Here is a 23,994-nt window from a genome sequence, read left to right as displayed (position 1 = left end):
CTTCTAAATTTTTAGTTACAAAAAATTTACTTTTGTGTGCTTAAGAAATTGATTTTAAGACACAAAATGAATACCACCAAAAAAGCCTCCGCAGCACTTATTTCCGTTTTTCATAAAGACGGACTGGAACCCATCGTAAAAAAACTGGATGACCTAGGTGTTACCCTATACTCTACTGGAGGAACCGAAAAATTTATTAGAGATTTAGGAATTAATGTTGTCCCTGTTGAAGATGTGACCAGTTACCCCTCTATTCTTGGCGGAAGGGTAAAAACATTGCACCCCAAAGTTTTTGGGGGAATCTTAAATAGGCAGGATAATGAAAGTGATATTGCCCAAATGGAAGAGTTTGAAATTCCTCAATTGGACATTGTTATTGTTGACCTGTATCCCTTTGAAAAAACAGTTGCTAGCGGGGCATCCGAACAAGATATTATTGAAAAAATAGATATCGGTGGTATATCATTGATACGAGCGGCAGCCAAAAACTTTAAAGATGTACTTTGTGTTTCCTCAATGGAGGATTATGGAGATTTTCTAAATGTAATTTCTGAAGGCAATGGTGCTACCACAATTGAAGATAGAAAACGATTTGCTGCGAAAGCATTCAATGTTTCTTCACACTATGACACGGCTATCTTCAATTACTTTAATAAAGATCATAGTGAAGCCGTATTAAAGATAAGTGAGCAAAAAGGTCAAGTACTACGCTATGGTGAAAACCCACATCAAAGAGGGTTTTTCTTTGGTGATTTTGATGCAATTTTTACCAAACTGCATGGCAAGGAGCTATCATACAACAATCTTTTGGATGTAGATGCTGCTGTGAATCTTATGGGTGAATTCAAAAATGATGATCCCACTTTTGCCATTTTAAAGCATAACAATGCCTGTGGTCTGGCAACAAGAGATACCATACACAAGGCTTATGTGGATGCTTTGGCAGGTGATCCTGTTTCTGCTTTTGGAGGCATTCTTATTTCCAATGTTGAAATTGATGCCACCACCGCTGAAGAAATCCATAAACTTTTTTGTGAAGTGGTCATTGCTCCTTCCTATTCCGATGAAGCTTTGGAAATACTCAAAGGCAAAAAGAACAGAATCATTCTAATTCAAAAAGAAGTAGCCTTGCCAGAAACCTTGGTAAGAACTTGTCTTAATGGCGTTTTGGTTCAGGATAAAGATTTTAAGACCGATACCGCAGAAGAATTAACCTCGGTAACAGACAAAAAACCAACTACTGAAGAAATTGAAGATTTAATTTTTGCCTCCAAGCTATGCAAACACACTAAAAGCAATACTATTGTTTTGGCTAAAAACAAACAGCTGTGTGCCAGTGGTACCGGACAAACATCTAGAGTAGATGCACTAAATCAGGCAATCCATAAAGCACAATCTTTCCATTTTGATTTAAAAGGGTCTGTAATGGCAAGTGATGCATTCTTCCCATTTCCCGATTGTGTAGAGATTGCGGACAAAGCTGGGATTAAAAGTGTGATTCAACCAGGTGGTTCCATAAAAGATCAATTGAGCATAGATTATTGTAATGAAAATGGACTGGCAATGGTAATGACTGGCACAAGACATTTTAAGCATTAATTTTAGTACTTTAGCCGATAAAATTTACCTTTAATCCAAAAAACCGACACTTTTTATGGGATTTTTTGATTTCATGACCGAGGAAATTGCTATTGACCTTGGTACTGCAAACACCCTAATAATTCATTTAGATAAAGTAGTAGTTGACAGTCCGTCCATAGTTGCCCGTGATCGTATTTCTGGGAAAATTATAGCTGTAGGACGCGAAGCCAATATGATGCAGGGGAAAACCCATGAAAACATCAAAACTATTAGACCTCTAAAGGATGGTGTAATTGCTGACTTTGATGCCTCAGAAAAGATGATCAATATGTTCATCAAAAACATTCCGGCATTAAAGAAAAAATGGTTTCCTCCAGCCCTTCGTATGGTCATTTGTATTCCATCTGGAATTACAGAAGTGGAAATGCGTGCTGTACGTGAATCTGCTGAACGTGTAAATGGTAAAGAGGTGTATTTGATTCATGAACCTATGGCTGCCGCAATCGGTATTGGATTGGATATTATGCAACCAAAAGGGAATATGATTGTAGATATAGGGGGTGGAACAACGGAGATAGCCGTCATTGCCTTAGGTGGAATTGTTTGCGATAAATCGGTTAAAATTGCCGGTGACGTATTTACAAATGACATCATTTATTATATGCGTACGCAGCACAACCTCTATGTAGGGGAAAGCACTGCAGAGGCCATCAAAATTGAAATCGGTTCCGCTACGGAGGATTTAAAATCCCCACCGGATGACAAATCCATTCAAGGCAGAGACCTTTTGACCGGAAAACCCAAACAGGTGCAGGTTTCATACCGTGAGATTGCAAAAGCATTGGATAAAAGTATTTTAAGGGTTGAAGATGCCGTAATGGAAACCTTATCCCAAACACCTCCAGAACTGGCAGCCGACATCTACAATACAGGTATTTATTTAGCTGGTGGAGGATCTATGTTAAGAGGTTTGGACAGAAGGCTTTCCCAAAAAACAGATTTACCTGTGTACATCGCCGAAGACCCATTAAGGGCTGTTGTGCGAGGTACAGGTATTGCGCTTAAAAATTTAGAGCGCTATAAAAGTATATTGATAAAATAGTTCGGTAACCATACCGTTTATTGGCCATTTGAAAGTTGTTGACTTTCCTAATGATACGATTGCATGCAGCGCATCATCAATTTTATTTTAAGTTATAGAAATGCATTCCTTTATGGATTTCTCATGGTCATTTCCTTGACGCTTACAGTACGATCCCATTCGTATCATCAATCCAAATTTTTTAACTCTTCTAAATGGGTTACTGGAAATGTTTATGGTATTTCTGCCAATATTTCATCCTATTTTGGTCTTAGAGAAGAAAATGATAAGTTGGTCAAAGAGAATGAGCAACTGCGAAGATTGCTTTTTAATTCAGAGAAAGTAGTCCTTCAGGGCATTGACACTTCTGCAATTAACTATGAAGTATTCAGCGCCAGCCTTATAAAAAACAGTTTTTCCTCACCAAGGAATTATCTCACTATCGATAAGGGAGAAAAACAAGGTGTCGAACAGGATATGGGTGTTATTACCACTAGTGGTATCTTAGGTATTGTTGAAAACGTATCCTCTAATTTTGCTACCGTACAGAGTGTTTTAAACACAAAATCCAACATTAATGCCAAAATTAAAAACACCAATTACTTTGGTTCACTTATTTGGGATGTGCAGGATTATAATGTGGTGCAGCTCATCGACATACCAAGATTGGTCCCCTTAGTGGTGGGAGATACCATAGTTACAGGAGCCATGTCCAGTATTTTCCCAGAAGACATCCCCATTGGGGTTATTAAAAAATATGATTTAAATACTTCACGAAGTTTTTACAATATTGATGTTGAATTGTTCAATGACATGGCCAACATTAAAACTGTTTATTTAATAAAGAACAAAAGCAAACAGGAAATTAGAACCTTAGAAGAGGAGACCATCAATGAATAGCGCTATAATCTTAAACGGATTTCGGTTCATACTGCTTGTTCTTACCCAAGTTCTAATTTTTAACACCCTAAACTTTCTTGGTTTTATTAATCCTCTGGTATACGTGATTTTTTTCTACTGGTATCCTATCAAAGGAAATAGAGCCTTATTTATGGTGACAGCTTTTCTGCTTGGTTTCATTATTGATGTTTTCTCAGATACCTTGGCACTGCATTCCATTGCATCATTGACCGTTGCCTACGTAAGACCCATAATCATGAGGTTTTGTTTTGGAGTAAACTATGAGTTTCAAAATTTCAGTTTTAAAAATACCACCAAAGTGCAACGGGTTACCTTTTTGGGGCTTTTAATCTTAATACACCAAGTGGTTTTCTTTTCATTGGAAGTTTTAAGTATATCGCACTTCCCTTTAATTTTGAAAAAGGTTTTTGCCACTGGAATTGTAACTTTGATTGTATGTACACTCTTTAGTTCACTTTTTAGTCCGCAAAGCGAATAAAAATGGAACTATTTCGTTCAAATACATAGTACTAGGATAAGTCCAATTGGTTGTTTATGAAAAAACTACTGTTATCTTCCATAATTGTCCTGATAGGATTCACCTTTATCGGCAGGCTTTCCTATTTACAACTTTTTCGTTTCTCTCCCGATCAAACCTTAGAAGATCCAGCAATTAAGGCTATTTATGATTATCCCGAAAGAGGCTACATCTATGATAGATATGGGGAGCTTATGGTTGGGAATCAACCTGCATATGATGTAATGGTAATTCCCAGGGAAGTAAAACCTCTGGACACACTGGAATTTTGCAGTCTGTTAGGAATAGATAAGGCATCCTTTATCAAAAAAATGAAGACCGCCAGGGTTTATTCCCCAAGGTTACCTTCCGTTCTTGTACCGCAACTTTCTAAAGAAGACTATGCCAGACTTCAAGAAAAAATGAGGCACTTTACTGGGTTTTATATTCAGAAAAGATCCCTTCGCTATTACACAACCAACAGTGCGGCAAATGTATTGGGTTACATTAGTGAGGTCAATGAAACAGATCTACAAAACAATCCCTACTATGTTGCTGGAGAACTAAAAGGACGTACCGGCATTGAAAAACAGTACGAAGAGATCCTAAGAGGTCGTAAGGGTGTAATGTTCATTCAAAAAGACCGTTTTAATCGAGATATAGGCCCCTACAAAGACGGAAAATTGGATACACTACCCGAACAAGGAAAGGAACTCCATATCACCATAGACAAAAAGTTACAGGAGTATGGGGAACGATTGATGCATGGTAAAAGAGGGGGTATAGTAGCCATTGAACCCAAATCGGGCGAAATTTTGGCCATGATTTCCGGACCAACCTATAATCCTGCGCTCTTGGTGGGCAGACAACGTTCTAAAAACTACAGTAAGCTTCATTACGATACGATTTCCAAACCTACTTGGGATCGCTCTATTTTGGCAGAACCCTCTCCAGGATCACCTTTTAAAACTTTGAATGCTCTTGTTGCACTTCAAGAAGGAGTATTAGATCCGGGCACTAAATTCAGATGCTATAATGGCTTTTATGTCGGGAATCAAAAGAAGGGATGTCACTGTGGAGGTGGTGTCCGAGATATGAACTCGGGAATATATCAATCCTGTAACGCATACTTCGCAGGAACATTCAGAAAAATATATGAAAAATACCCCACCACGGATGAGGGTATGGAAGTTTGGGAGAAGCACATGAAAAGTTTTGGCTTAGGTGGTTATTTAGGTACAGATATCCCAACAGGAAGACCCGGAAGAATTCCAGGAAAGGCTTTTTACGATAAATGGTATGGTGATGGCAGATGGGGTTCCTCTACAATTATTTCAAATGCCATTGGACAAGGCGAGGTGGCAGCAACACCTTTACAGCTTGCCAATATGACCGCTGCTATTGCCAATCGCGGGTATTTTTACACCCCCCATATCATTAAAAACATTGGAAACACTGGGTCCTTAGATCCTAAGTACACCGAACCACGCCAGACCACAATAGCCAAAGAACACTTTGAGCCTGTAATTAAGGGCATGTCCAACGTGTATAAATACGGAACTGCACGGTGGGTTCAAGTTCCTGGAATAGAAATAGCAGGAAAAACAGGAACAGTTGAAAATTTTGTGCGAGTGAATGGAGAGCGCATGCAACTTACAGACCACTCAGTGTTTGTAGCATTTGCTCCTGTGGAAAACCCAAAAATTGCGCTAGCGGTTTATATTGAAAATGGCTATTATGGATCTCGCTATGCAGGACATATTGCCTCGCTTTTAATAGAAAAATATGTAAAAGGCGAAATCACCCGAAAAGATTTGGAAAAACGCATGCTTGAAAAAACATTGGAACACGAATATGTAAAACCGTATAGTGGTGAACCTTTCAAGATAAACGAATATGTCTGGTAGAGGTCTTTTTGGAAGGATAGATTGGCTTAGTATTTTTCTTTACGCATTTTTAGTCTTAATCGGATGGATTAACATTTATTCCACAACCTTAAGTGACCCCAATACCTCCATTTTTGATTTCTCAACACTTTACGGAAAGCAACTTTTTTTTATAGGATTGGCCTTTGCCGGAATCATTTTTGTCTTATTTATAGAGACCAACTTTTTCGAACGCTTTGCTTCCATTTTCTACATTGTATCTATTCTTTTGCTACTTGGGCTCTTTGTTTTTGGAAAAACAATAGCAGGTGCAACATCATGGTATGATTTGGGCTTTTTTAATCTTCAGCCTTCAGAACTGGCAAAGGTCACCACGGCACTTGCATTGGCCAAATACCTCAGTGATATTCAAACCGATATAAAAAATCGGAAACATCAGTTATATGCCTTAATCATTATTTTATTACCGGCACTTTTAATATTACCACAGCCTGACCCTGGGAGTTCTCTTATCTATTTTTCACTTTTTTTCGTACTGTTCAGAGAGGGGTTTCCATTGTATTATCTTGGAATATTGTTGATAACGGTAGCGTTATTCGCCACCACCCTTATGTTTGGCACTGTATGGGTGGCAATAGGCCTCGGGATTCTAACCTTGTTAATTTTCATCTTTAAAAGAAAATCTACCAAAATCCCAATACTTCCGTTGATCATAACTTTTACAATTTCAATCTTGTTCTCGCTATCCGTTGGTTTTGTTTATGAAAACGTTTTTGAGCAACGACATAGAGATCGTTTTGCCTTATGGCTCAGTTTGGAGAAAGATGAGCAAAAACTGGAAGAAATTAGAAAAACCATTGGCTATAATACCTATCAATCTGAAAAAGCAATTGAATCTGGTGGATTTTTTGGCAAAGGTTTTTTGGAAGGTACTAGAACAAAGGGAGATTTTGTTCCTGAACAGCATACAGATTACATTTTTAGTTCTGTAGGTGAAGAATGGGGATTTATGGGAACGGTAACAGTCATTCTACTTTTTTCCTTTTTTTTTCTGAGGTTAATTTATATTGCAGAAAGGCAAAAAAGTGATTTTAGCAGAATGTTTGGGTATGGCGTTATTTCCATTTTGCTTATTCATTATTTCATCAATATTGGAATGGTGATTGGACTACTCCCTACCATTGGAGTTCCCCTGCCGTTTTTTAGCTATGGGGGTTCTGGATTAATTTTCTTTACAATGCTTCTTTTTATCTTCTTAAAGCTGGATTCTAACAGACTGAAGGACGGAATTTAAAATTGCCAGGCGGAAGCATTTACTTTTTGCTCCACTTTTTCTTGCCAGGCTTTAGGTTGTTTCTCGAAAAAATCGATGGAAGTCTTTTCTTCTACCTTATCGATGGGCACCAAAAAATGCTCTAAAGGCGCATTACTTTCTTTATTTGGAATTAAAAAGGCAAGGACATCCACGGTATTTCCATCTTTTCGAAAGACTACTTTGTAAAAGGCCTTTGGAACGTCCACATCTTCCTCCCCAATTTCATTCAGTCCATTTTCTAAAACCCCTCCTGTTATAACAACTAAATCACCGTATTTTTTACACCAATAGCGAACTTGTTGTTCCAATCGGTTCCATACTCCAGCATTAAATTCCCGGTCTTGAGGGCTTATATTGCTCGTATAAAAAGTTTCATTGTACGCATATTCAGAAAAACGGCGATCTCCCGCTGGACAAAGATGCCCTCTATCATAACCAGAACCTTTATAGTTTCTCCAATCCGCAGATTTGGTCTTTACTTTTGGGTCTTCAATAAAATAGGGCCTTCTTCTATCATCTTGAGTTAAATGACTTTTCTTCAATTCATAGGCGACCCATTCTGCTTGCTCGTGCGGTTCACTATAGGAAAGCATAAAATGTTCATGTTGCACAATGGCTCCTGTGGTTGAACTTGGCAAAAATCCAGTATCCACTAATACAGCGTCTGCTTTACTATTAGGATTTGAATACGTATCAGGCGTATAAAAATTCTCAAATACCCAGAAACCTACAACACAAACAATAAAGAGCAGGGTATAGATGGTTTTGTTTTTCATTTAGCTATCGCTTTCTTTTTCAAGTTTAGGAAAATCATATGAAATATATGGTCCTTGTCAATATATTCCTATATTGGTTATTAACCATTTACATTTATTGACAACAACTTAAATCAAAAAGCATTTGAGGTTAAATAAATCAGATTTTATAAAAATTATAGGAATTGGGGCTTTTTTATTCTTATCAGTTATAGAGTTTTCAAGTTTTGTTGAGTATGTGTTACGTCACTTGCAAATTGCGCTATTTAATGAATCTTTTGGGTTTCAATGGCTACCTGAGTTAGTTGGGCTGATTATTTTTAGTAGCATACTGATATCGATTTTTAATAACACAAAGAAACTATTGGAAATTAAATTTAAGAATCTACTTTTAATTTTAATTTGTGTCTTCTTTGGTATTCTTATCTTACAATTTTTCTATCCATTTTGGGGAACAGATTTTATCTTAGAAAACTACCCACAGGAATTTTCTACATATTATGAGGCAAGAGCAGGTTCCAATACTCAATTTATCATTGGAACTATTCAAATTATTAAATATGTGGTTTTTACAGTTGTACTGTTTTTTAAAATATAAACTGTTGCTTACAACACTGGTAATTAATTACCGGCAAATTTATTAATAGGAAACCTTTCTATTCAGTTACCTTTGCCCCATATCAAAAAACAGCAAGGTCTTTCAATTCCAATTGCACATCAACCGCTGTAACCCCTTGAAAAATAAAATGACATTCGAAGATTTAAAATTGATTCCTTCCATACTTAAAGCTTTGAGGGATGAAAACTATACAGAGCCCACATCTATTCAAGCAAAATCAATTCCACTAATTTTAAATAGAGAAGATGTTCTGGGCAGTGCACAGACTGGAACAGGAAAAACGGCGGCTTTTGCCATTCCCATTCTCCAACATTTGGCAAATGACAAGCAAAATCAAAATGGCAGGCGGAGGATTTCTACACTGGTAATTACCCCTACTCGTGAACTTGCCATACAAATTGGGGAAAGTTTTACGGCTTATGGTAAATACACTACAATCACAAATACGGTCATTTTTGGGGGTGTAAATCAAAGAGCACAAACAAATATATTGAGACAAGGCGTAGATGTTTTAATTGCCACTCCTGGGCGCTTACTGGATCTGATGAACCAAGGGTATATCTCTTTAAGGGATGTCAAATACTTTGTATTGGATGAGGCAGACCGTATGCTGGATATGGGTTTTATACACGACATTAAAAAGATTTTAGCCAAATTACCCAAACAAAGACAGTCCTTATTTTTTTCGGCAACCATGCCCCAAAATATTTTGAGGCTGTCCCAACAAATTTTAAGCAACCCAAAGAAGGTTGCTGTCAATCCGGTTTCTTCCACGGCGGAAACAATCCAGCAGTTTTTATATACCACTAACAAACAGGACAAGGGCAAGTTGCTTTTGCATATTCTAGAAAATCCAGAACTTGAGCAAGTGCTTCTTTTTTCAAGAACAAAACATGGTGCAAACCGCATTGTGCGCAATCTCCAGAAGAAAAAAATTGAATGTGCGGCCATACATGGTGACAAGTCCCAAAATCAAAGACAAAGGGCACTAAAAGAATTTAAAGCCGACAATATAAGAGTATTGGTGGCTACAGATATTGCAGCGCGTGGTATTGACATAGATAAGCTTCGCTATGTAATCAATTATGATATACCGAATGAGCCTGAAACGTATGTGCATAGAATTGGGCGTTGTGGACGCGCGGGAGAAGAAGGTACTTCTATTTCAATTTGTGAACCGGAGGAAAACCTGTTTATAAGGGATATTGAAAAACTCATTAAACAAAAAATCGAAATTGTAAGCGACAATCCTTTTCCGCAGACCGATAAACCCATGAATGCGACTGCAAAGAAGGAATTACAGAAGGAAAAACAACGCCAGAAGCAAGCGTTTTTTGCCAATCGTAATAAAAAAAGAGGTTCTCAAAACCCCGGTTTCCGAAGAAAAAAAAGGTAATCGCTATTAAAACTACTCCATAAAAAAACCGACTCTTATAAGAAGTCGGTTTTAAAATTCTTTCAAAAAGAGGTCTATCCTTTTACGCTTGCCAATTTTCTTTCACTGCTCTTAATATTATTTAATTGCAAGTCGCGAAGTACATTCACAGCTTCCTCTACATAAATATCTTTTGCAAGGTTTTTATGCCATCTATTACGCTTCTCGCGCAATACGGAATCCTGTGTAAATAGTTCAGTTTCGTATTTTAAAGATTCAAAAGTGAGTTTTGAATCATACTCACGCAGGCTTTTAAACCGCTCTGATCTCTTTTTAGCTTTTTCCTCTCTTTGCTTGTAGGCATCGTAGTTAAGTGACACCATAATTTCATCTTGTTGCTCTTTTAACCACTTGGCATTTTCCTCAATTAATTTGATTTGCTCATTGCCTTCCATCCGCTTTTTGCTATTGGCAACTGTGGTCTCAAAATCAATGTAACCATCCCATATTTCGTATTCTGCAGGTGTGATTTTATCCCATCCTAATGGATTTTCCTGGTCACGTTCTCCCAAATCGATATAGCTATATCTATCTGGAACAACAATGTCACTTTTCACCCCTTCTAACTGTGTGGAACCTCCATTGATTCTATAGAATTTCTGGGTTGTAAGCTTAATGGCACCTAAGTCTCCATGTTCGTTACTTCTAACAATATTATCCAATGGAATTACATTTTGAACGGTTCCTTTACCAAAAGTTTGCTTGCTTCCTATAACAACCGCACGTTTGTAATCTTGCATGGCAGCTGCCAAAATTTCTGAAGCAGAAGCAGAAAGTTCATTCACCAAAATAACCAGTGGGCCATCCCATTGGATACGTTCATCTTTATCTTCATGCACTTCTTTTCTTTGACCTGAGGAACGAACTTGTACGATAGGGCCATCTTTAATGAACAGACCCGCCATTTCAACGACAGTTTTCAATGATCCTCCACCATTATCTCTTAAATCGAGTACAATACCTTCAACACCTGCTTGCTTCAATCGACTTACTTCTTTGGCTACATCTGTAGCGGCATTCCGTTCTGTGTAATCTTCAAAATCCACATAAAACTTAGGTAAATTAATCAACCCATAGGTATGATCTTCTCTTTTTACGGTAGCAGATTTTGCATAGGATTCTTCCAATAACACCACATCCCTTTTTATAGAAACTTCCTCAACCGTGCCGTCAACTCTTCTAACAGTTAAATCAACCACGGTTCCTTTGGGACCTTTGATTAATTTAATGGCATCATCCAATCGCATCCCTACAATATCAATAGGTTCTTCTCCAGCTTGTCCAACTTTTAATATTTCATCACCAACTTCCAAACTTTGTTCTTTCCAAACAGGGCCACCAGAGATAATCTCTATAATCCTAGCGCCTTCGGGCTTTTTCTGAAGTCTGGCTCCAATGCCTTCAAATTTACCTGACATACCAATATCAAACTTTTCTTTGTCATCTGGAGCAAAGTAGAAGGTATGCGGATCAAACTCATCAACAATAGTATTTATGTATTGCACAAACCAATCTTTACGCTCTAAATCTTCAATAAAGTCAAAGAATTCATCCAAGGTGTTTTTGGTATTCTCCCTAGAAGCAATTTCAATCTCCTCAATGGTGACATCCTTTAAAACTCCATTGGCGTTTTTTAGATTTAAATTTGTGCCAGTGGAAGCAATGTCCCCTCCTTCACCAACTGCTGCGTTGATATTTTCCATGAGTTTATTGTCAATCTTATTGTCAAAAACACCAAGGGTATTGTATTTCAGTTGTTTTCTCCAACGCTCCTTAAGTTGCTTTTTATTTGAAGCAAACTCCTGATCTTTATAATCAATATTGATTTCTTCTTCCAACGTATAATCAAAAGGTTGGGAAAGTACATCTTTATATATTTCTTGGGCCTCATCCATACGCTTCATTAAACGCTGATAGACAATATTGAAAAAAGTGATGTCAGTATTCTTGATTTCATCATCAATCATGAACCTGTATTTTTCAAATTCTCTAATATCGCTTGCTAAAAAGTATCTTTTCGTAGGATCCAAAATGTCTACAAAATCATCAAAAACGTTTGAAGAAAAACTGTCATTTAAATCTTTAGGCTCATAATGACCTCTTTCCAAAACATAAGTGATCAAGTCTAATAACAACTTGTCCTTATCGTCATTTTCAAAAGATTTATTTGTAAAACTACATGAGGCTACAGCAACAAGAATTACCAAAAGCGCCAAGATGAAATTCTTTTTCATAAATGGGTTTTTATTTGGGAGCGAAATTATTTGGCCATTCTTGCCAAACCATCATTACGTCATCCTTCGTTTCTATTCTTATGAATTCCCTAAGATACTGAAAAAACCGTGCCAGTCTTATTCGTGGCTTTTAATTTTTTGTTAAACGCCCAGGGCTTCATATCCTTATGAAAAACGTATTTTTATGCCATTAATTATGCAAAATGAAAAAACCGCTCATCCTTGTCACCAATGATGATGGAATTACTGCCCCAGGTCTTAGGGCTTTAATACGGATAATGAAGCAAATAGGGGAGGTTATTGTTGTGGCTCCTGACAGCCCACAGTCTGGCATGGGACACGCCATAACCATTGATAATACCCTTTATTCCAAGAAGGTTGTAATTGATAAAGAAGAAGGGGCTCCAAGTGAGTATAGTTGTAGCGGAACGCCCGCGGATTGTGTAAAATTGGCCCTGCAAGAAATCTTGGACCGAAAACCTGATATCTGTGTTAGCGGCATTAATCATGGATCAAATGCTTCCATAAATGTAATCTATTCTGGTACTATGAGTGCTGCTATTGAAGCTGGAATTGAAGGCATTCCTGCCATTGGTTTTTCTTTATGTGATTATTCTTGGGAAGCCGATTTTAGCTATGCAGCAAAATCAATTCAAAAAATTGTGACCGAAGCACTTACGCATGGAATTCCAAAGGGAGTCGTTCTTAATGTGAACATTCCAAAAATCGATAATGAACCAAAGGGAATAAAAGTTTGTAGACAGGCCAGGGCAAATTGGAAAGAAAAGTTTGATAAACGCATAAGCCCTACAGGAAAAGACTATTATTGGCTTACTGGCGAATTTGAACTATTGGACAATGGCGAAGATACAGATGAATGGGCCTTATCGGAGGGCTACGTTTCAGTGGTTCCCACGCAATTTGACCTTACAGCCCATCAAGTAATTCAACAAGTAAATAATTGGAGTTTAAATGAAAAGTAGGAAAGAAGTGTTAATTGGTCTTGTAGTGGGCATTATCGCCAACACTTTTGGTACATTATTGTATATTCTTATTTTTTCTGATTTAAGTATTGTTGAAACTTTAAAAGCTGCAGTAACCCAAGGACATGTAGGAAGTTTGTTGGCATTGGGTGCCATTTTAAACCTTGTTGCCTTTTTTGCGTTTTTACGCTTAAAAAGAGATTATAGAGCAAGAGGGGTATTGATTGCGACGCTTATTACGGCCTTGGTGATTTTATACTATAAGATTTTTAGTTGAGCTTGAACTTTTTTAATGAAGTACTATATTATAGCAGGTGAAGCCTCTGGTGACCTGCACGGTTCTAATCTTATTAAAGCCCTTAAAATAAAAGATGGGGAGGCTCAAATTCGCTGTTGGGGCGGTGATTTAATGCAACAGGCTGGCGGTGAACTGGCAAAACATTACAAGGACATGGCCTTTATGGGTTTTCTTGAGGTGCTCAAAAACATCCCCACCATTTTCAAAAATATTAGCTTTTGCAAAGAGGACATTAAAAAGTTCAATCCTGACCTTATCATTTTTATTGACTTCTCGGGTTTTAACCTTCGCATTGCCAAATGGGCCAAGACAAATGGCTTCAAGACCAATTATTATATTTCACCCCAAATATGGGCATCACGGGAGAGCAGAATTGAAAAGATAAAGCGTGATATTGATTATATGTACGTTATTCTTCCTTTTGAAAAGGATTTTTATGAGAAAAAACATAGTTATCCTGTTCACTTTGTTGGCCATCCGCTGATCGATGCCATCGAGAATACCAAAATTGTAGATAACGACATCTTTAGAAAAGAAAACAACTTAGATGCAGAAAAACCAATAATTGCCCTTTTACCTGGAAGCAGAAAACAGGAGGTGCAGAAAATGCTGCGTATCATGCTTTCCGTTTGTTCTGATTTTCCAGACTATCAATTTGTAATTGCTGGTGCTCCAAGTCTATCCGATGACTTTTACAGCAGTTTTGCAAAAGAAAATGAAGTAGGTTACGTTTCAAATCAAACCTATTCGTTGTTAAAGCATTCCCACGCCGCTTTGGTTACCAGTGGCACAGCAACTTTGGAAACAGCTCTTTTTGGCATTCCTCAAGTAGTTTGTTATCGAGGCAACTGGATTTCCTATCAAATTGCAAAGCGCATTATCACCTTGGATTACATTTCTCTTGTGAACCTTATTATGGATAGCGAAGTGGTAAAAGAGCTTATACAGGGAGATTTGAACACCAAAAACCTGAAAAAAGAACTTTCCAAAATTATTGATGGTGAACATAGAGAACATGTGCTGTCTGATTATAAAGTATTAAAGGAGAAATTGGGAGGAAAAGGTGCCAGTCAATTAGCGGCAGAATTAATCATTGAAAATGCTTAATTTATGCTCCAAGAAAAAAATTATTCTTGGATGTTACGAAAAGTCCCATACCTTCTTATCCTACTCATTCTTTTTAGTTGTGGCTCTGCAAAGAAAAAAAGAACCTATAGCAAATCGAAATCTAGAACGGTAACCGTAGAAGGTTCTGCCGAAGAGGCTCCACCTATAGAAGAACCTAAAAAAAAGGGAAATTCCAAAGCTGAAGATATCATTTCCACTGCCATGACCTTTTCTGGAACCCGCTATAAATTTGGCGGTACAACAAAAAAGGGAATGGACTGCTCTGGTCTCGTATATGTGGCTTTAAAAGAAAATGAAGTGCTTTTTCCCAGGGTTTCATATCAAATGGCCGAAGAAGGAAAGAGAATAAAAGTAGGCCAAGTACAAAAGGGGGACCTGCTGTTTTTTAAGACCAGTAAAAGCGGAAAACGCATCAACCATGTAGGTTTAGTAGTTGATGTGCAAGGAAAGGATATCAAATTTATTCATTCCACCACCTCTCGAGGGGTCATTGTGTCTTCTCTTCGAGAAGGGTTCTGGAATTATTCGTTCGTTAAGGCAATGCGAATTCTGTAATGCGCCTTTTTAATTTTGCGTCCGTAAAATTGACGCTATGCCTTTGTTTAGGTATTCTTTTCGGCTTTTATATTGATGTATCTTCCCAAATTCCGCTGGGTATCATTATTGTTCTATTTCCTTTGCTCTACTGGGCCAAGAAAAAACAATCCAGAAAAGGGTTCCCCTTCTTTGAAGTAACAACAATCTTTATAATTGTTCTTTTAGGTGTGCTGATCGTCAACGTCTCACAATCCAAAAATCTGCAACAGCATTATTCCAAAAATCAGCAGGATAACCCAAAACAATGGGAACTTAAGATTAGAGAGGTGCTTAAGCCAAATCCATATACACAACGATATATTGCCAGTGTCCAATCCATAGAAAATGAAAAAAGCGCAGGAAAGCTGATTCTAAGTTTGCCCGTGGATAGTAGCAACCAAATTTTAAAGGTTGACGATGAACTTTTTGTGTTTTCTAAAATAACCGCTATTTCACCACCATTAAACCAACATCAATTTGATTACAGGGACTATTTGAAAAAGCAAGGGATTCATTTTCAAATTACCGCCAATTACAATTCCATCCTAATTCAAGAAAATCCTTCCAAAAGTCTAACGGGCATGGCTTTGAATTTTAGAGAGGAGATTATTTCCAAACTGAAAAAGAAAAGCTTTGGAACGGATGAGTTAGGCGTAATTCAGGCACTTTTATTAGGGAAGCGAAGTGACATTTCAGAAAGCACATACAATAATTATAAAAATGCTGGAGCAGTTCACATACTAGCTGTATCCGGGCTTCATGTTGGTGTTTTATTACTATTGCTTCAATTCTTATTATCGCCTTTGGAACGGTTTCCTAAAGGAAAAAACCTGAAGTTGCTATTGATTGTACTCCTTTTATGGGCATATGCATTTTTAGCGGGGCTCTCCCCATCCATTGTTAGAGCCGTAACTATGTTCTCGTTTTTAGCTTATGCGCAACATTTGAACAGACCATCAAACTCTTTTAATATTCTTGCGTTGTCCATGTTTTTTATCTTGTTGGTAAAGCCATTGTTTCTCTTTCAGGTGGGTTTTCAAATGAGTTATGCAGCCGTATTCGCCATAGTCTGGGTCTATCCTAAGTTACAGCGGTTTTGGTCTCCCAAGGCGTTTATCATAAGGAAGACATGGCAGTTATTATCCGTTAGTATTGCTGCCCAATTGGGCGTTTTGCCTATTAGCCTTTTTTATTTCCATCAATTTCCAGCTTTATTTTTTGTGTCGAATCTTTTAATTATACCCTTTTTGGGACTCATTTTGGGGTTTGGGATACTGGTAATTCTTCTTACTATCTTGGACTACCTCCCCAATTTTATGGTTTTTGGCTATAATGCCATAATCCAAATCATGAACGAGGTTATTGGTTGGGTTGCTACCCAAGAAGGTTTTATTATAAAAGATATTCCGTTTGATACAATGGAAATGGTTCTGGCCTACGCATTAATTCTAGCCTTTATAACCTTCTTCACTCAACCAAGATTCAAAAATGTTATAGTCATATTTGTTTGTCTTGTTCTCCTACAGTTATGGAGTATCTGGAATCAATTTCAACTCCATCAAAAAGAGGTCTTTATGATCATGCATAAATCAAAAAACACTGTAATACTGCATCAAACTGGGAAAATCATAAATCTTTACACAAATGACAGTGTTCCGACAACCAGTCTCATCAACAACTACAAAGTAGCCGAGCGAATTGAATCTCTGACCCTCCATTCTTTAAAAAATAGCTACACTATTGCCCAAAAAAGATTTTACGTGATGGATAGTTTTGGAATCTATCCTGAAAACAAGAATCATGATTTTTTGTTATTGACACAATCACCAAAAATACACTTGGAACGTCTGTTGGATTCAATCCGTCCTAAAATGGTCATTGCGGATGGCAGTAATTATAAAAGTTACATTTCTCGTTGGAAACAAACCTGTTTTAAAAAAGAAATCCCCTTTCACAGTACTAGTGAAAAGGGATCTTATAAGTTTAATCTTCCTACTGATTAGTGAACGTTACCCATCAATCGCTTCATCAAAGGTCCAAATATTAAAACCACCACGCCAGCAACCAAGGCATAGATGGCTATTAAGCGAAAACCATCTAAATACACATCCAGCGTATCCAAACCGCCTACATTACTATCGGTGCTCTCTATTGCAAGCTGTTTTGAAATAAAGCCAACCACTTGAAAAGCAAAGGCTGATGATAAAAACCAAACACCCATCATAAAGGCCACTATTCGTTTTGGTGACAAGTCCGTAATTTTTGAAAGCCCAACTGGTGACATAAACAACTCCCCTACTGATAATATGAAATACAACCAAAGTAAGTATGAGAAGGGTACCATTCCATTTTCATCCGCAGCGCCTCCACTTAACGATACTACATAGAAACTCAAACCAGCCAGTACCAGACCTAATCCAAATTTATAGGGTGTTCTAGGATTTAATTTCTTTTTTGCCAAATAGGTCCAAACCAAGGAGATTGGAATGGCTAAAATAAATATGAACATTGAATTCAAGGCATTGGTCTGACTTGCGTTGATCAAGGATAAGTTCACATTTCTGGCAGCGAACAGTGTAATTACACTCCCATGAAGCTCATGAAAACCCCAAAATATGGTCATGAAAAACGTAATCAATAAAGCCATAAAGAGCTTCTTTCGTTCATCCATAGTGGATTTAATCATTATGGAACCCATATATACCAAAATGGCAATAGCAATCAATTTGAACAATACGTTAACAATGTTCTGATCCTCTAAAAAACTACCTTCACCACCCAAGGATTTATAGGAATACAGCAAATAGGCAATCAAAGGAGCTGACAAAAATGCTAAAATTGGAATCAAATGTTTTTGAGGGATTCCCATAACCTTTTTCTCATACACTTCAACACTTGGCGGTTTTCCACCTTCACCAAAAACATTCTTTTTTATACCACTCCAAAAGAAAAGTAACCCTGTAAGCATTCCTATTCCGGCCAAACCAAAGCCATAGTGCCATCCATAGGTTTCTCCCAACCATCCACAAAGCAGAGGAGAAATAAATCCACCGATATTGATTCCCATATAAAAAATGGTGAATCCTGAGTCCTTTCTATGGTCTCCATCTTTGTACAATGTCCCAACGAATGTTGAGATATTTGGCTTGAAAAAACCGTTACCAACTATAATAAATGCCAAGGCTAAAAAGAAGGCGGTGTTATGTTCAATAGCCAATACAAAATGGCCTAAGGCCATTAATATTCCTCCTAAAAAAATGGAAGAACGCATTCCCAAAATAGAATCTGAAATCTTACCTCCAATTACAGTAGAGGCATAAACCAAAGAACCGTATGATGCATAAACCGCAGCAGCTGCGTAATCTCTTGTAGACAGTGCCTCAAATATGACGTTGACCATATACAACGTAAGGAGGGCTCGCATTCCATAGAAACTAAAACGCTCCCACAATTCGGCAAAAAATAGATAGAAAAGGCCTTGGGGGTGTCCAAAAATTTCCTTTTCGCTGGCTGGTTTTACAATATCAGACATATATAATAGTGAGTTTGATTACAAATTTTCTTTTACGAACTTGGTCATTTTGGAAAACAAATGCAGTCTTGTATTTCCACCATAAATTCCATGATTGCGATCGGGATAAATGGCCCATTCAAAATCTTTATTGGCTTGTACAAGTGCTTCGATCATACGCATAGAATTCTGCACATGCACATTATCGTCCCCAGAGCCGTGCACCAAGAGATATTTTCCTTTTAAAAGTTCTGGATAGTTAAAAGGTGAATTATCATCGTACCCTCCAGGATTTTCTGCAGGTGTTCGCATAAAACGTTCGGTGTAAATGGTGTCGTAAAAACGCCATGAGGTAACGGGAGCCACTGCAATGGCCATCTCAAATACATCATTTCCCTTAAGTAAGCAATTTGTGCTCATATGGCCTCCATAGCTCCATCCCCAAATCCCGGTTCGATTTTCATCAATGTATGGTAGCTCGCTCAGTTTTTTAGCTGCGACAATTTGATCTTCTGTTTCATACTTCACTAGATTCATATACGTGACTTTTTTAAAATCACGTCCTTTTAATCCAGTTCCTCTTCCATCTACACAGGCCACAATATATCCTTCAGATGCGAGCATTTGATGCCAGTAATCGTTGCTTCCAAACCAACTATTGGACACTTGTTGGGATCCTGGGCCACTATACTGGAACATTAAAAGCGGGTATTTTTTGTTTTCATCAAAATCTACAGGTTTGATCATCCACATATTCAAATCATTTCCATTAATAGAAATGGTTGAAAACTCTTTTGGCGTTAATTCATAGCTTTCCAATTTGCTATCCAAAACTGAATTATTTTTAATGTCTTTCAGTTTTTTCCCGCTGGATGCTTTGTGCAATGTAAACTCATATGGTTTGGTTGCACTTGAAAATGTATTGATGAAATAGGTATAATCCGCGCTAAAGTCGGCAGCATTGGTTCCTTCTTTTGAAGTAAGTCGTTTTTTACTCTTTCCAGAACTACTAATGCTATACACATCTCTATTAATAGAACCATCTTCCACGGATTGATAATAGATTTTATTGGTCTTTCTATCATAACCGTAGTAATTGGTCACTTCCCATTCGCCTTTGGTGATTTGGTTTTTTAGCTTACCATCGCTGCCATACAAATAAATATGATTGTAACCATCCGCTTCACTCGTCCATATGAAGCTATCATCGGCCAAAAAGGTAAGGTTATCGGTAATATCTACATAGGCATCATCTTTTTCTTCCATTAAAACGGAAACCTTATTATCTTTTGCATTTACTGCATGTAATTTGAGATGATTTTGATGTCTATTTATGGTTTGAACACTTAAATAATCAGGATTGTTCATCCATTTAATTCGTGGAATATAATAAGCATCCCCCATATCGACCTTTGAGGTATTTCCAGAAGAAATATCATACATATGCAGGCTTACAGTTGCATTCTCCTCACCCGCCTTCGGATATTTGAATTCATATTGAAATGGATACAAATTTTCACCAAACACATCCATTGAAAAGTGAGGTACATTGGTTTCGTCAAATCGGAGAAAAGCAATTTTAGTTCCGTTACTATTCCACTCAAAAGCCCTTACAAAAGCAAACTCTTCCTCATATACCCAGTCTGTAACACCATTAATTATGGTTCCCTTGCTACCATCTGTGGTGATTTGTTTTGTACTCTTTGCAGCTACATCAAAAACAAATAAGTTGTTGTCCAATACATAGGCTACTTTTGAACCGTCTGGAGATAACAAAGGTTCCTGAATTTTAGCATCAGAAACCTTTACAATATTTTTGGTGGCAACATCATATACATAATAGACCCCCAACCTAGAATGTCTAAAAATGGGTTCAATTTCTGTTGCCAGAACAATTTTCGATTCATCCTCACTAAACGTATAGGAGCTAAAAAATGGTATGGCGTCTGAAGATGCAACAATAGTTTCCACCTTTTCCAAGGTCTCATAATCATATTTATCTATACTGCTGGTCTTTGGAGAGCGATTAAAATTTAGAATGGTGTATTGTTTGCCATTTTTCATGGATCGAAGCACATCCAAATATTCAGTTCTAAATGTGCCTCCCCAAATTTCCTCTAGGGTTATTTTTTTCTTTTGGGCTATGGATAAGGTTAAAAATCCGAATGCTAATAGGAATAGGAGAACTTGTTTCCTCATGAACGTTATAAATTGATTAAAAACTGTCAAGTTTACTAATATTTATCCAAAATCTAAACTTTGGTGTTACAATTGTAACAAGAATTGAGCTAGGATAAGGCAGAAAAATAGCCAAAAGTTGCATTATCCTTATATTTGAACCCTTTAACCAAGCACTATGAACACTCCTGTTGAAGGATTTTCAAAACTTTCCAAAGCTGAAAAAATTGATTGGATAGCCACCAATTTTACTAAAAATCCAAATGAGACAAAGCAGCTATTGGAACGCTATTGGAATTCGGATACAGATATCCAAAAACTGCATGATGAGTTCATAGAAAATACAGTTTCCAACTACTACCTCCCTTTTGCAGTGGCTCCCAACTTTTTAATCAACAACAAGCTTTATGCAATTCCTATGGCCATTGAGGAAAGTTCTGTTGTGGCTGCTGCTAGTAAAGCAGCCAAGTTCTGGTTGAACAAAGGTGGTTTTAAGACAGAAATTTTGGGAACTGAAAAAGTGGGGCAGGTCCATTTTATTTTTAAAGGAGATACAAAAAAACTGCATGCTTTTTTTAACGAAATAAAACCTGATTTCTACAAAGACGCTGCATCCATCACCAAGAGCATGGAAAAAAGAGGTGGAGGTATTAAGAACATCTTGTTAAGGGATATGTCCGAAAAAGTGGCAGGATATCATCAACTCCACTGCACTTTTGAGACCAAAGATGCCATGGGAGCTAACTTTATCAATTCTTGCTTAGAGCAATTTGCAGGTACCCTGAAGGAGAAGGCAGGTACTTATGAATCTTTTACTTCTGAGGAGCAAGATATTGAAGTGGTTATGAGCATTCTTTCCAATTATGTACCCAACTGTTTGGTACGCGCCGAGGTAAGCTGCACTGTGGATGCTTTAACTAAAGATGGCATTTCTGCACATGAATTTGCACAAAAAATTGTACGGGCCGTGGATATTGCCAAGGCAGAGCCTTATCGTGCAGTGACCCATAACAAGGGTATCATGAACGGTATTGATGCCGTAATTTTGGCCACAGGGAACGATTTTAGAGCCATTGAGGCCGGAGTTCATGCCTATGCTGCCAAGGATGGTAGTTATTCTAGCTTAACACACGCTACTATCCAAGATGACATTTTTAAATTTTGGATTGAGATTCCACTTTCCTTGGGTACTGTTGGTGGGTTAACCTCACTTCATCCTCTTGTAAAATTGGCCTTGGAAATTCTTCAAGAACCATCAGCCGAAGAATTGATGCAGATTGTTGCCGTTGCCGGTTTGGCCCAAAATTTTGCGGCCATTAGGTCTTTAGTTACCACAGGAATACAGAAAGGGCATATGAAAATGCATTTATTGAACATGCTCAATCAAATGGGTGCATCGGAAAGCGAAAAACAACAGCTAGTGGACTATTTTAAGAACCACGTAGTTACCAATGCAACCGTTAAGGAAGCGCTAGAAAAGATTCAATCACGCTAATGCAAAAGGATTTTTATAGTAATGGTAAACTATTGCTCTCAGGAGAGTATGCCATATTGGATGGCGCTCTTGGGTTGGCATTACCCACTAAATATGGGCAGTCCTTAAGGGTAACATCAACCTCATCTGAACACTTGGAATGGGTAAGTTTAGACGATACTGGAGTGGAATGGTTTGCGGCCAACTTTGCTTTAAAAGATTTGGTTGAAATTTCATCTTCAGACCAGGCCATTTCAAAAACGTTGAAGAAATTGTTATTGCAAGCTAGATTGCAAAATCCTGACTTTTTACCAAACCAAACCGGTCTTAAAGTGGTCACAAAACTTGGTTTTCCTCGATTGTGGGGATTAGGCACTTCTTCCACCCTCATAAATAACATTGCGCAATGGGCCAAAGTAGACGCATATCAGCTATTGTGGAATGCCTTTGGAGGAAGTGGCTATGATATTGCCTGTGCAAAACATAACAGTCCCATTTTATATCAATTGGAAAATGGTACTCCCAAGGTTGAGGAAGTAGCTTTTAATCCTCCATTTAAAGATGCCATCTATTTTGTTTATCTAAATCAAAAGCAAAGCAGTAAAGAGGCTATTGCGGCGTATAGAAAAAAAGAATTTGATACCACTAAGTTGCTTCAGGACATTACTGGCATTACGCAAAAAATGATTACGACCAATTCATTGTCCGAATTTGAAGCATTGATGACCACACATGAGGAAGTTTTATCTCAAGTGTTAGAGGTGCAACCCATAAAATCTCGGCTTTTTGCAGATTATTCTGGAGCTATAAAGAGTCTGGGGGCATGGGGGGGTGATTTCATTATGGTAACCGGCAATGGGAAAACCGCTGATTATTTTAAATCCAAAGGATATAAAACTATTATTCCATATACTCATATGGCCCTTTCATAAGTTTATGACGTTTATTCGTTTTGGTTTCTTTTATTTTCATCACGCTTTAAGAAGTCTATCCTCTTTGAATGTAAGATGTCATGAAAACCACACTAATATTATTTTTTATTGTCCCTTTTTTATCCTTGCCTACTCAAAAAACATCCACTGCTTTCATAGGAAAATGGACATGGGATTTTAAAGGTGAACTTATAATTATCGAATTTGATAAAAGCGGATGGGTATCTTTTACGCAAAAACAAGGAGTTTTTGGTGGCAAAGAATTCATTTATGAGAATGAAAAATGCCAATTGACTTATGAAATCTCTACAAGTTTTGAGCCTATTCAAATTGACTTTATTATAACTAAACTTAGGTCAGGTGAAAGAAAAAAATACTTTTTGGGAATTGCTGAATTCAAAGGCAAGGATACTTTATTATTGGGACTTGACCTTCATAGAAGGCCTTCCAAATTAACAGACAGCCATTTTTATAATCTAAAAAGAACCAAGTTCAAATAAATTAAACCCATTTTTTCTTTTCCGAGCTTGTTTTTTAGCTATTGTAGAATTCATCCTGTTTATCCACTCAAAAGTACTAGCAGTCAAATAT

Annotated in this window: 20 protein-coding genes; 16 read left to right on the top strand and 4 right to left on the bottom strand. The window is 37.5% G+C overall.

Annotation, left to right across the window (positions count from 1 at the left end):
- The first annotated feature begins 66 nt into the window (after positions 1-66).
- The 6 genes from purH to rodA all read left to right on the top strand — a co-directional run bounded on the left by purH (position 67) and on the right by rodA (position 7,259).
- Positions 67-1,599 (top strand): bifunctional phosphoribosylaminoimidazolecarboxamide formyltransferase/IMP cyclohydrolase, encoded by a 1,533-nt coding sequence (gene purH / locus FVB32_RS07895; RefSeq protein WP_147742893.1) that lies wholly within the window; start codon positions 67-69, stop codon positions 1,597-1,599.
- Positions 1,600-1,654: 55 nt separating this feature from the next.
- Positions 1,655-2,683, top strand: a complete 1,029-nt coding sequence (locus FVB32_RS07890; protein ID WP_055396723.1) for a rod shape-determining protein — start codon at positions 1,655-1,657, stop codon at positions 2,681-2,683.
- Between the two features lie 63 nt (positions 2,684-2,746).
- On the top strand, positions 2,747-3,562 hold the full coding sequence (gene mreC, locus FVB32_RS07885; RefSeq protein WP_147742890.1) for a rod shape-determining protein MreC: 816 nt from the start codon (positions 2,747-2,749) through the stop codon (positions 3,560-3,562).
- Positions 3,563-3,713: 151 nt separating this feature from the next.
- The gene (locus FVB32_RS07880; protein ID WP_317132202.1) at positions 3,714-4,061 is read left to right on the top strand and encodes a hypothetical protein; all 348 of its coding nucleotides are present in this window, start codon (positions 3,714-3,716) and stop codon (positions 4,059-4,061) included.
- Between the two features lie 56 nt (positions 4,062-4,117).
- Complete coding sequence (locus FVB32_RS07875; protein WP_147742885.1) at positions 4,118-5,986, top strand: peptidoglycan D,D-transpeptidase FtsI family protein; 1,869 nt, start codon at positions 4,118-4,120, stop codon at positions 5,984-5,986.
- The gene (gene rodA, locus FVB32_RS07870; RefSeq protein ID WP_147742882.1) at positions 5,976-7,259 is read left to right on the top strand and encodes a rod shape-determining protein RodA; all 1,284 of its coding nucleotides are present in this window, start codon (positions 5,976-5,978) and stop codon (positions 7,257-7,259) included. The genes FVB32_RS07875 and rodA overlap by 11 nt, the downstream gene beginning before the upstream one ends.
- Here rodA and FVB32_RS07865 read toward each other — a convergent pair.
- A complete protein-coding gene (locus FVB32_RS07865; RefSeq protein ID WP_147742879.1) occupies positions 7,256-8,056 on the bottom strand; it encodes a DNA/RNA non-specific endonuclease in 801 nt (266 codons plus the stop codon). The two genes, rodA and FVB32_RS07865, sit on opposite strands and share 4 nt — an antisense overlap.
- A gap of 124 nt (positions 8,057-8,180) precedes the next feature.
- Here FVB32_RS07865 and FVB32_RS07860 point away from each other — a divergent pair, with 124 nt between their 5' ends.
- Together FVB32_RS07860 and FVB32_RS07855 are read left to right on the top strand one after the other, a co-directional pair.
- Positions 8,181-8,633, top strand: coding sequence for a hypothetical protein (locus FVB32_RS07860; protein WP_147742876.1), 453 nt, complete (start codon positions 8,181-8,183; stop codon positions 8,631-8,633).
- 148 nt (positions 8,634-8,781) lie between these two features.
- Positions 8,782-10,050 carry a DEAD/DEAH box helicase gene (locus FVB32_RS07855; protein ID WP_147742873.1) on the top strand — a complete coding sequence of 423 codons (1,269 nt, stop codon included), beginning with the start codon at positions 8,782-8,784 and terminating at the stop codon, positions 10,048-10,050.
- Between the two features lie 74 nt (positions 10,051-10,124).
- Here FVB32_RS07855 and FVB32_RS07850 read toward each other — a convergent pair whose 3' ends face one another.
- Positions 10,125-12,323 carry a carboxy terminal-processing peptidase gene (locus tag FVB32_RS07850; protein ID WP_147742870.1) on the bottom strand — a complete coding sequence of 733 codons (2,199 nt, stop codon included), beginning with the start codon at positions 12,321-12,323 and terminating at the stop codon, positions 10,125-10,127.
- 203 nt (positions 12,324-12,526) lie between these two features.
- On the opposite strand from FVB32_RS07850, the gene surE reads away from it, so the two are divergent.
- Genes surE through FVB32_RS07825 form a run of 5 tightly spaced genes read left to right on the top strand, consistent with a single transcriptional unit; the run spans position 12,527 to position 17,311 of the window.
- Positions 12,527-13,306 (top strand): 5'/3'-nucleotidase SurE, encoded by a 780-nt coding sequence (surE, locus tag FVB32_RS07845; protein WP_147742867.1) that lies wholly within the window; start codon positions 12,527-12,529, stop codon positions 13,304-13,306.
- Positions 13,296-13,583 (top strand): hypothetical protein, encoded by a 288-nt coding sequence (locus tag FVB32_RS07840; RefSeq protein WP_147742865.1) that lies wholly within the window; start codon positions 13,296-13,298, stop codon positions 13,581-13,583. Before surE ends, FVB32_RS07840 begins: the two co-directional genes overlap by 11 nt.
- 15 nt (positions 13,584-13,598) lie before the next feature.
- Entirely contained in the window at positions 13,599-14,711 is a 1,113-nt protein-coding gene (lpxB, locus tag FVB32_RS07835; RefSeq protein ID WP_147742862.1) for a lipid-A-disaccharide synthase, read from the top strand.
- Between the two features lie 3 nt (positions 14,712-14,714).
- Positions 14,715-15,287 (top strand): C40 family peptidase, encoded by a 573-nt coding sequence (locus FVB32_RS07830; RefSeq protein ID WP_317132201.1) that lies wholly within the window; start codon positions 14,715-14,717, stop codon positions 15,285-15,287.
- Positions 15,287-17,311, top strand: coding sequence for a ComEC/Rec2 family competence protein (locus FVB32_RS07825; RefSeq protein WP_147742860.1), 2,025 nt, complete (start codon positions 15,287-15,289; stop codon positions 17,309-17,311). Before FVB32_RS07830 ends, FVB32_RS07825 begins: the two co-directional genes overlap by 1 nt.
- On the opposite strand, the gene FVB32_RS07820 is transcribed toward FVB32_RS07825, so the two are convergent.
- Positions 17,308-18,840 carry a peptide MFS transporter gene (locus tag FVB32_RS07820; RefSeq protein ID WP_147742857.1) on the bottom strand — a complete coding sequence of 511 codons (1,533 nt, stop codon included), beginning with the start codon at positions 18,838-18,840 and terminating at the stop codon, positions 17,308-17,310. The two genes, FVB32_RS07825 and FVB32_RS07820, sit on opposite strands and share 4 nt — an antisense overlap.
- Positions 18,841-18,858: 18 nt before the next feature.
- Entirely contained in the window at positions 18,859-21,018 is a 2,160-nt protein-coding gene (locus FVB32_RS07815; RefSeq protein ID WP_147742855.1) for a S9 family peptidase, read from the bottom strand.
- A gap of 157 nt (positions 21,019-21,175) precedes the next feature.
- Between FVB32_RS07815 and FVB32_RS07810 the strand changes: the two genes are divergently transcribed.
- The 3 genes from FVB32_RS07810 to FVB32_RS07800 all read left to right on the top strand — a co-directional run bounded on the left by FVB32_RS07810 (position 21,176) and on the right by FVB32_RS07800 (position 23,903).
- A complete protein-coding gene (locus FVB32_RS07810) occupies positions 21,176-22,492 on the top strand; it encodes a hydroxymethylglutaryl-CoA reductase, degradative (RefSeq protein ID WP_147742852.1) in 1,317 nt (438 codons plus the stop codon).
- Positions 22,492-23,403, top strand: coding sequence for a GYDIA family GHMP kinase (locus tag FVB32_RS07805; protein ID WP_147742849.1), 912 nt, complete (start codon positions 22,492-22,494; stop codon positions 23,401-23,403). The genes FVB32_RS07810 and FVB32_RS07805 overlap by 1 nt, the downstream gene beginning before the upstream one ends.
- An 80-nt stretch (positions 23,404-23,483) precedes the next feature.
- Positions 23,484-23,903: a hypothetical protein gene (locus tag FVB32_RS07800; protein ID WP_147742847.1), complete on the top strand. Its 420-nt coding sequence runs from the start codon at positions 23,484-23,486 to the stop codon at positions 23,901-23,903.
- The last annotated feature ends 91 nt before the right edge of the window (positions 23,904-23,994 follow it).

This window comes from Flagellimonas hymeniacidonis (assembly GCF_008040165.1).
GTDB classification, from domain to species: Bacteria; Bacteroidota; Bacteroidia; order Flavobacteriales; family Flavobacteriaceae; genus Flagellimonas; species Flagellimonas hymeniacidonis.
This window is presented reverse-complemented; position numbering and strand designations above follow the sequence as displayed.

What these genes read in the sequence shown, in the direction of transcription:
- purH (WP_147742893.1), top strand. Translation starts at nt 67, where the DNA reads ATGAATACCACCAAAAAAGCCTCCGCAGCACTTATTTCCGTTTTTCAT.
- FVB32_RS07890 (WP_055396723.1), top strand. Translation starts at nt 1,655, where the DNA reads ATGGGATTTTTTGATTTCATGACCGAGGAAATTGCTATTGACCTTGGT.
- mreC (WP_147742890.1), top strand. Translation starts at nt 2,747, where the DNA reads ATGCAGCGCATCATCAATTTTATTTTAAGTTATAGAAATGCATTCCTT.
- FVB32_RS07880 (WP_317132202.1), top strand. Translation starts at nt 3,714, where the DNA reads ATGGTGACAGCTTTTCTGCTTGGTTTCATTATTGATGTTTTCTCAGAT.
- FVB32_RS07875 (WP_147742885.1), top strand. Translation starts at nt 4,118, where the DNA reads ATGAAAAAACTACTGTTATCTTCCATAATTGTCCTGATAGGATTCACC.
- rodA (WP_147742882.1), top strand. Translation starts at nt 5,976, where the DNA reads ATGTCTGGTAGAGGTCTTTTTGGAAGGATAGATTGGCTTAGTATTTTT.
- FVB32_RS07865 (WP_147742879.1), bottom strand. Translation starts at nt 8,056, where the DNA reads ATGAAAAACAAAACCATCTATACCCTGCTCTTTATTGTTTGTGTTGTA.
- FVB32_RS07855 (WP_147742873.1), top strand. Translation starts at nt 8,782, where the DNA reads ATGACATTCGAAGATTTAAAATTGATTCCTTCCATACTTAAAGCTTTG.
- FVB32_RS07850 (WP_147742870.1), bottom strand. Translation starts at nt 12,323, where the DNA reads ATGAAAAAGAATTTCATCTTGGCGCTTTTGGTAATTCTTGTTGCTGTA.
- surE (WP_147742867.1), top strand. Translation starts at nt 12,527, where the DNA reads ATGAAAAAACCGCTCATCCTTGTCACCAATGATGATGGAATTACTGCC.
- FVB32_RS07840 (WP_147742865.1), top strand. Translation starts at nt 13,296, where the DNA reads ATGAAAAGTAGGAAAGAAGTGTTAATTGGTCTTGTAGTGGGCATTATC.
- lpxB (WP_147742862.1), top strand. Translation starts at nt 13,599, where the DNA reads ATGAAGTACTATATTATAGCAGGTGAAGCCTCTGGTGACCTGCACGGT.
- FVB32_RS07830 (WP_317132201.1), top strand. Translation starts at nt 14,715, where the DNA reads ATGCTCCAAGAAAAAAATTATTCTTGGATGTTACGAAAAGTCCCATAC.
- FVB32_RS07825 (WP_147742860.1), top strand. Translation starts at nt 15,287, where the DNA reads ATGCGCCTTTTTAATTTTGCGTCCGTAAAATTGACGCTATGCCTTTGT.
- FVB32_RS07820 (WP_147742857.1), bottom strand. Translation starts at nt 18,840, where the DNA reads ATGTCTGATATTGTAAAACCAGCCAGCGAAAAGGAAATTTTTGGACAC.
- FVB32_RS07815 (WP_147742855.1), bottom strand. Translation starts at nt 21,018, where the DNA reads ATGAGGAAACAAGTTCTCCTATTCCTATTAGCATTCGGATTTTTAACC.
- FVB32_RS07810 (WP_147742852.1), top strand. Translation starts at nt 21,176, where the DNA reads ATGAACACTCCTGTTGAAGGATTTTCAAAACTTTCCAAAGCTGAAAAA.
- FVB32_RS07805 (WP_147742849.1), top strand. Translation starts at nt 22,492, where the DNA reads ATGCAAAAGGATTTTTATAGTAATGGTAAACTATTGCTCTCAGGAGAG.
- FVB32_RS07800 (WP_147742847.1), top strand. Translation starts at nt 23,484, where the DNA reads ATGAAAACCACACTAATATTATTTTTTATTGTCCCTTTTTTATCCTTG.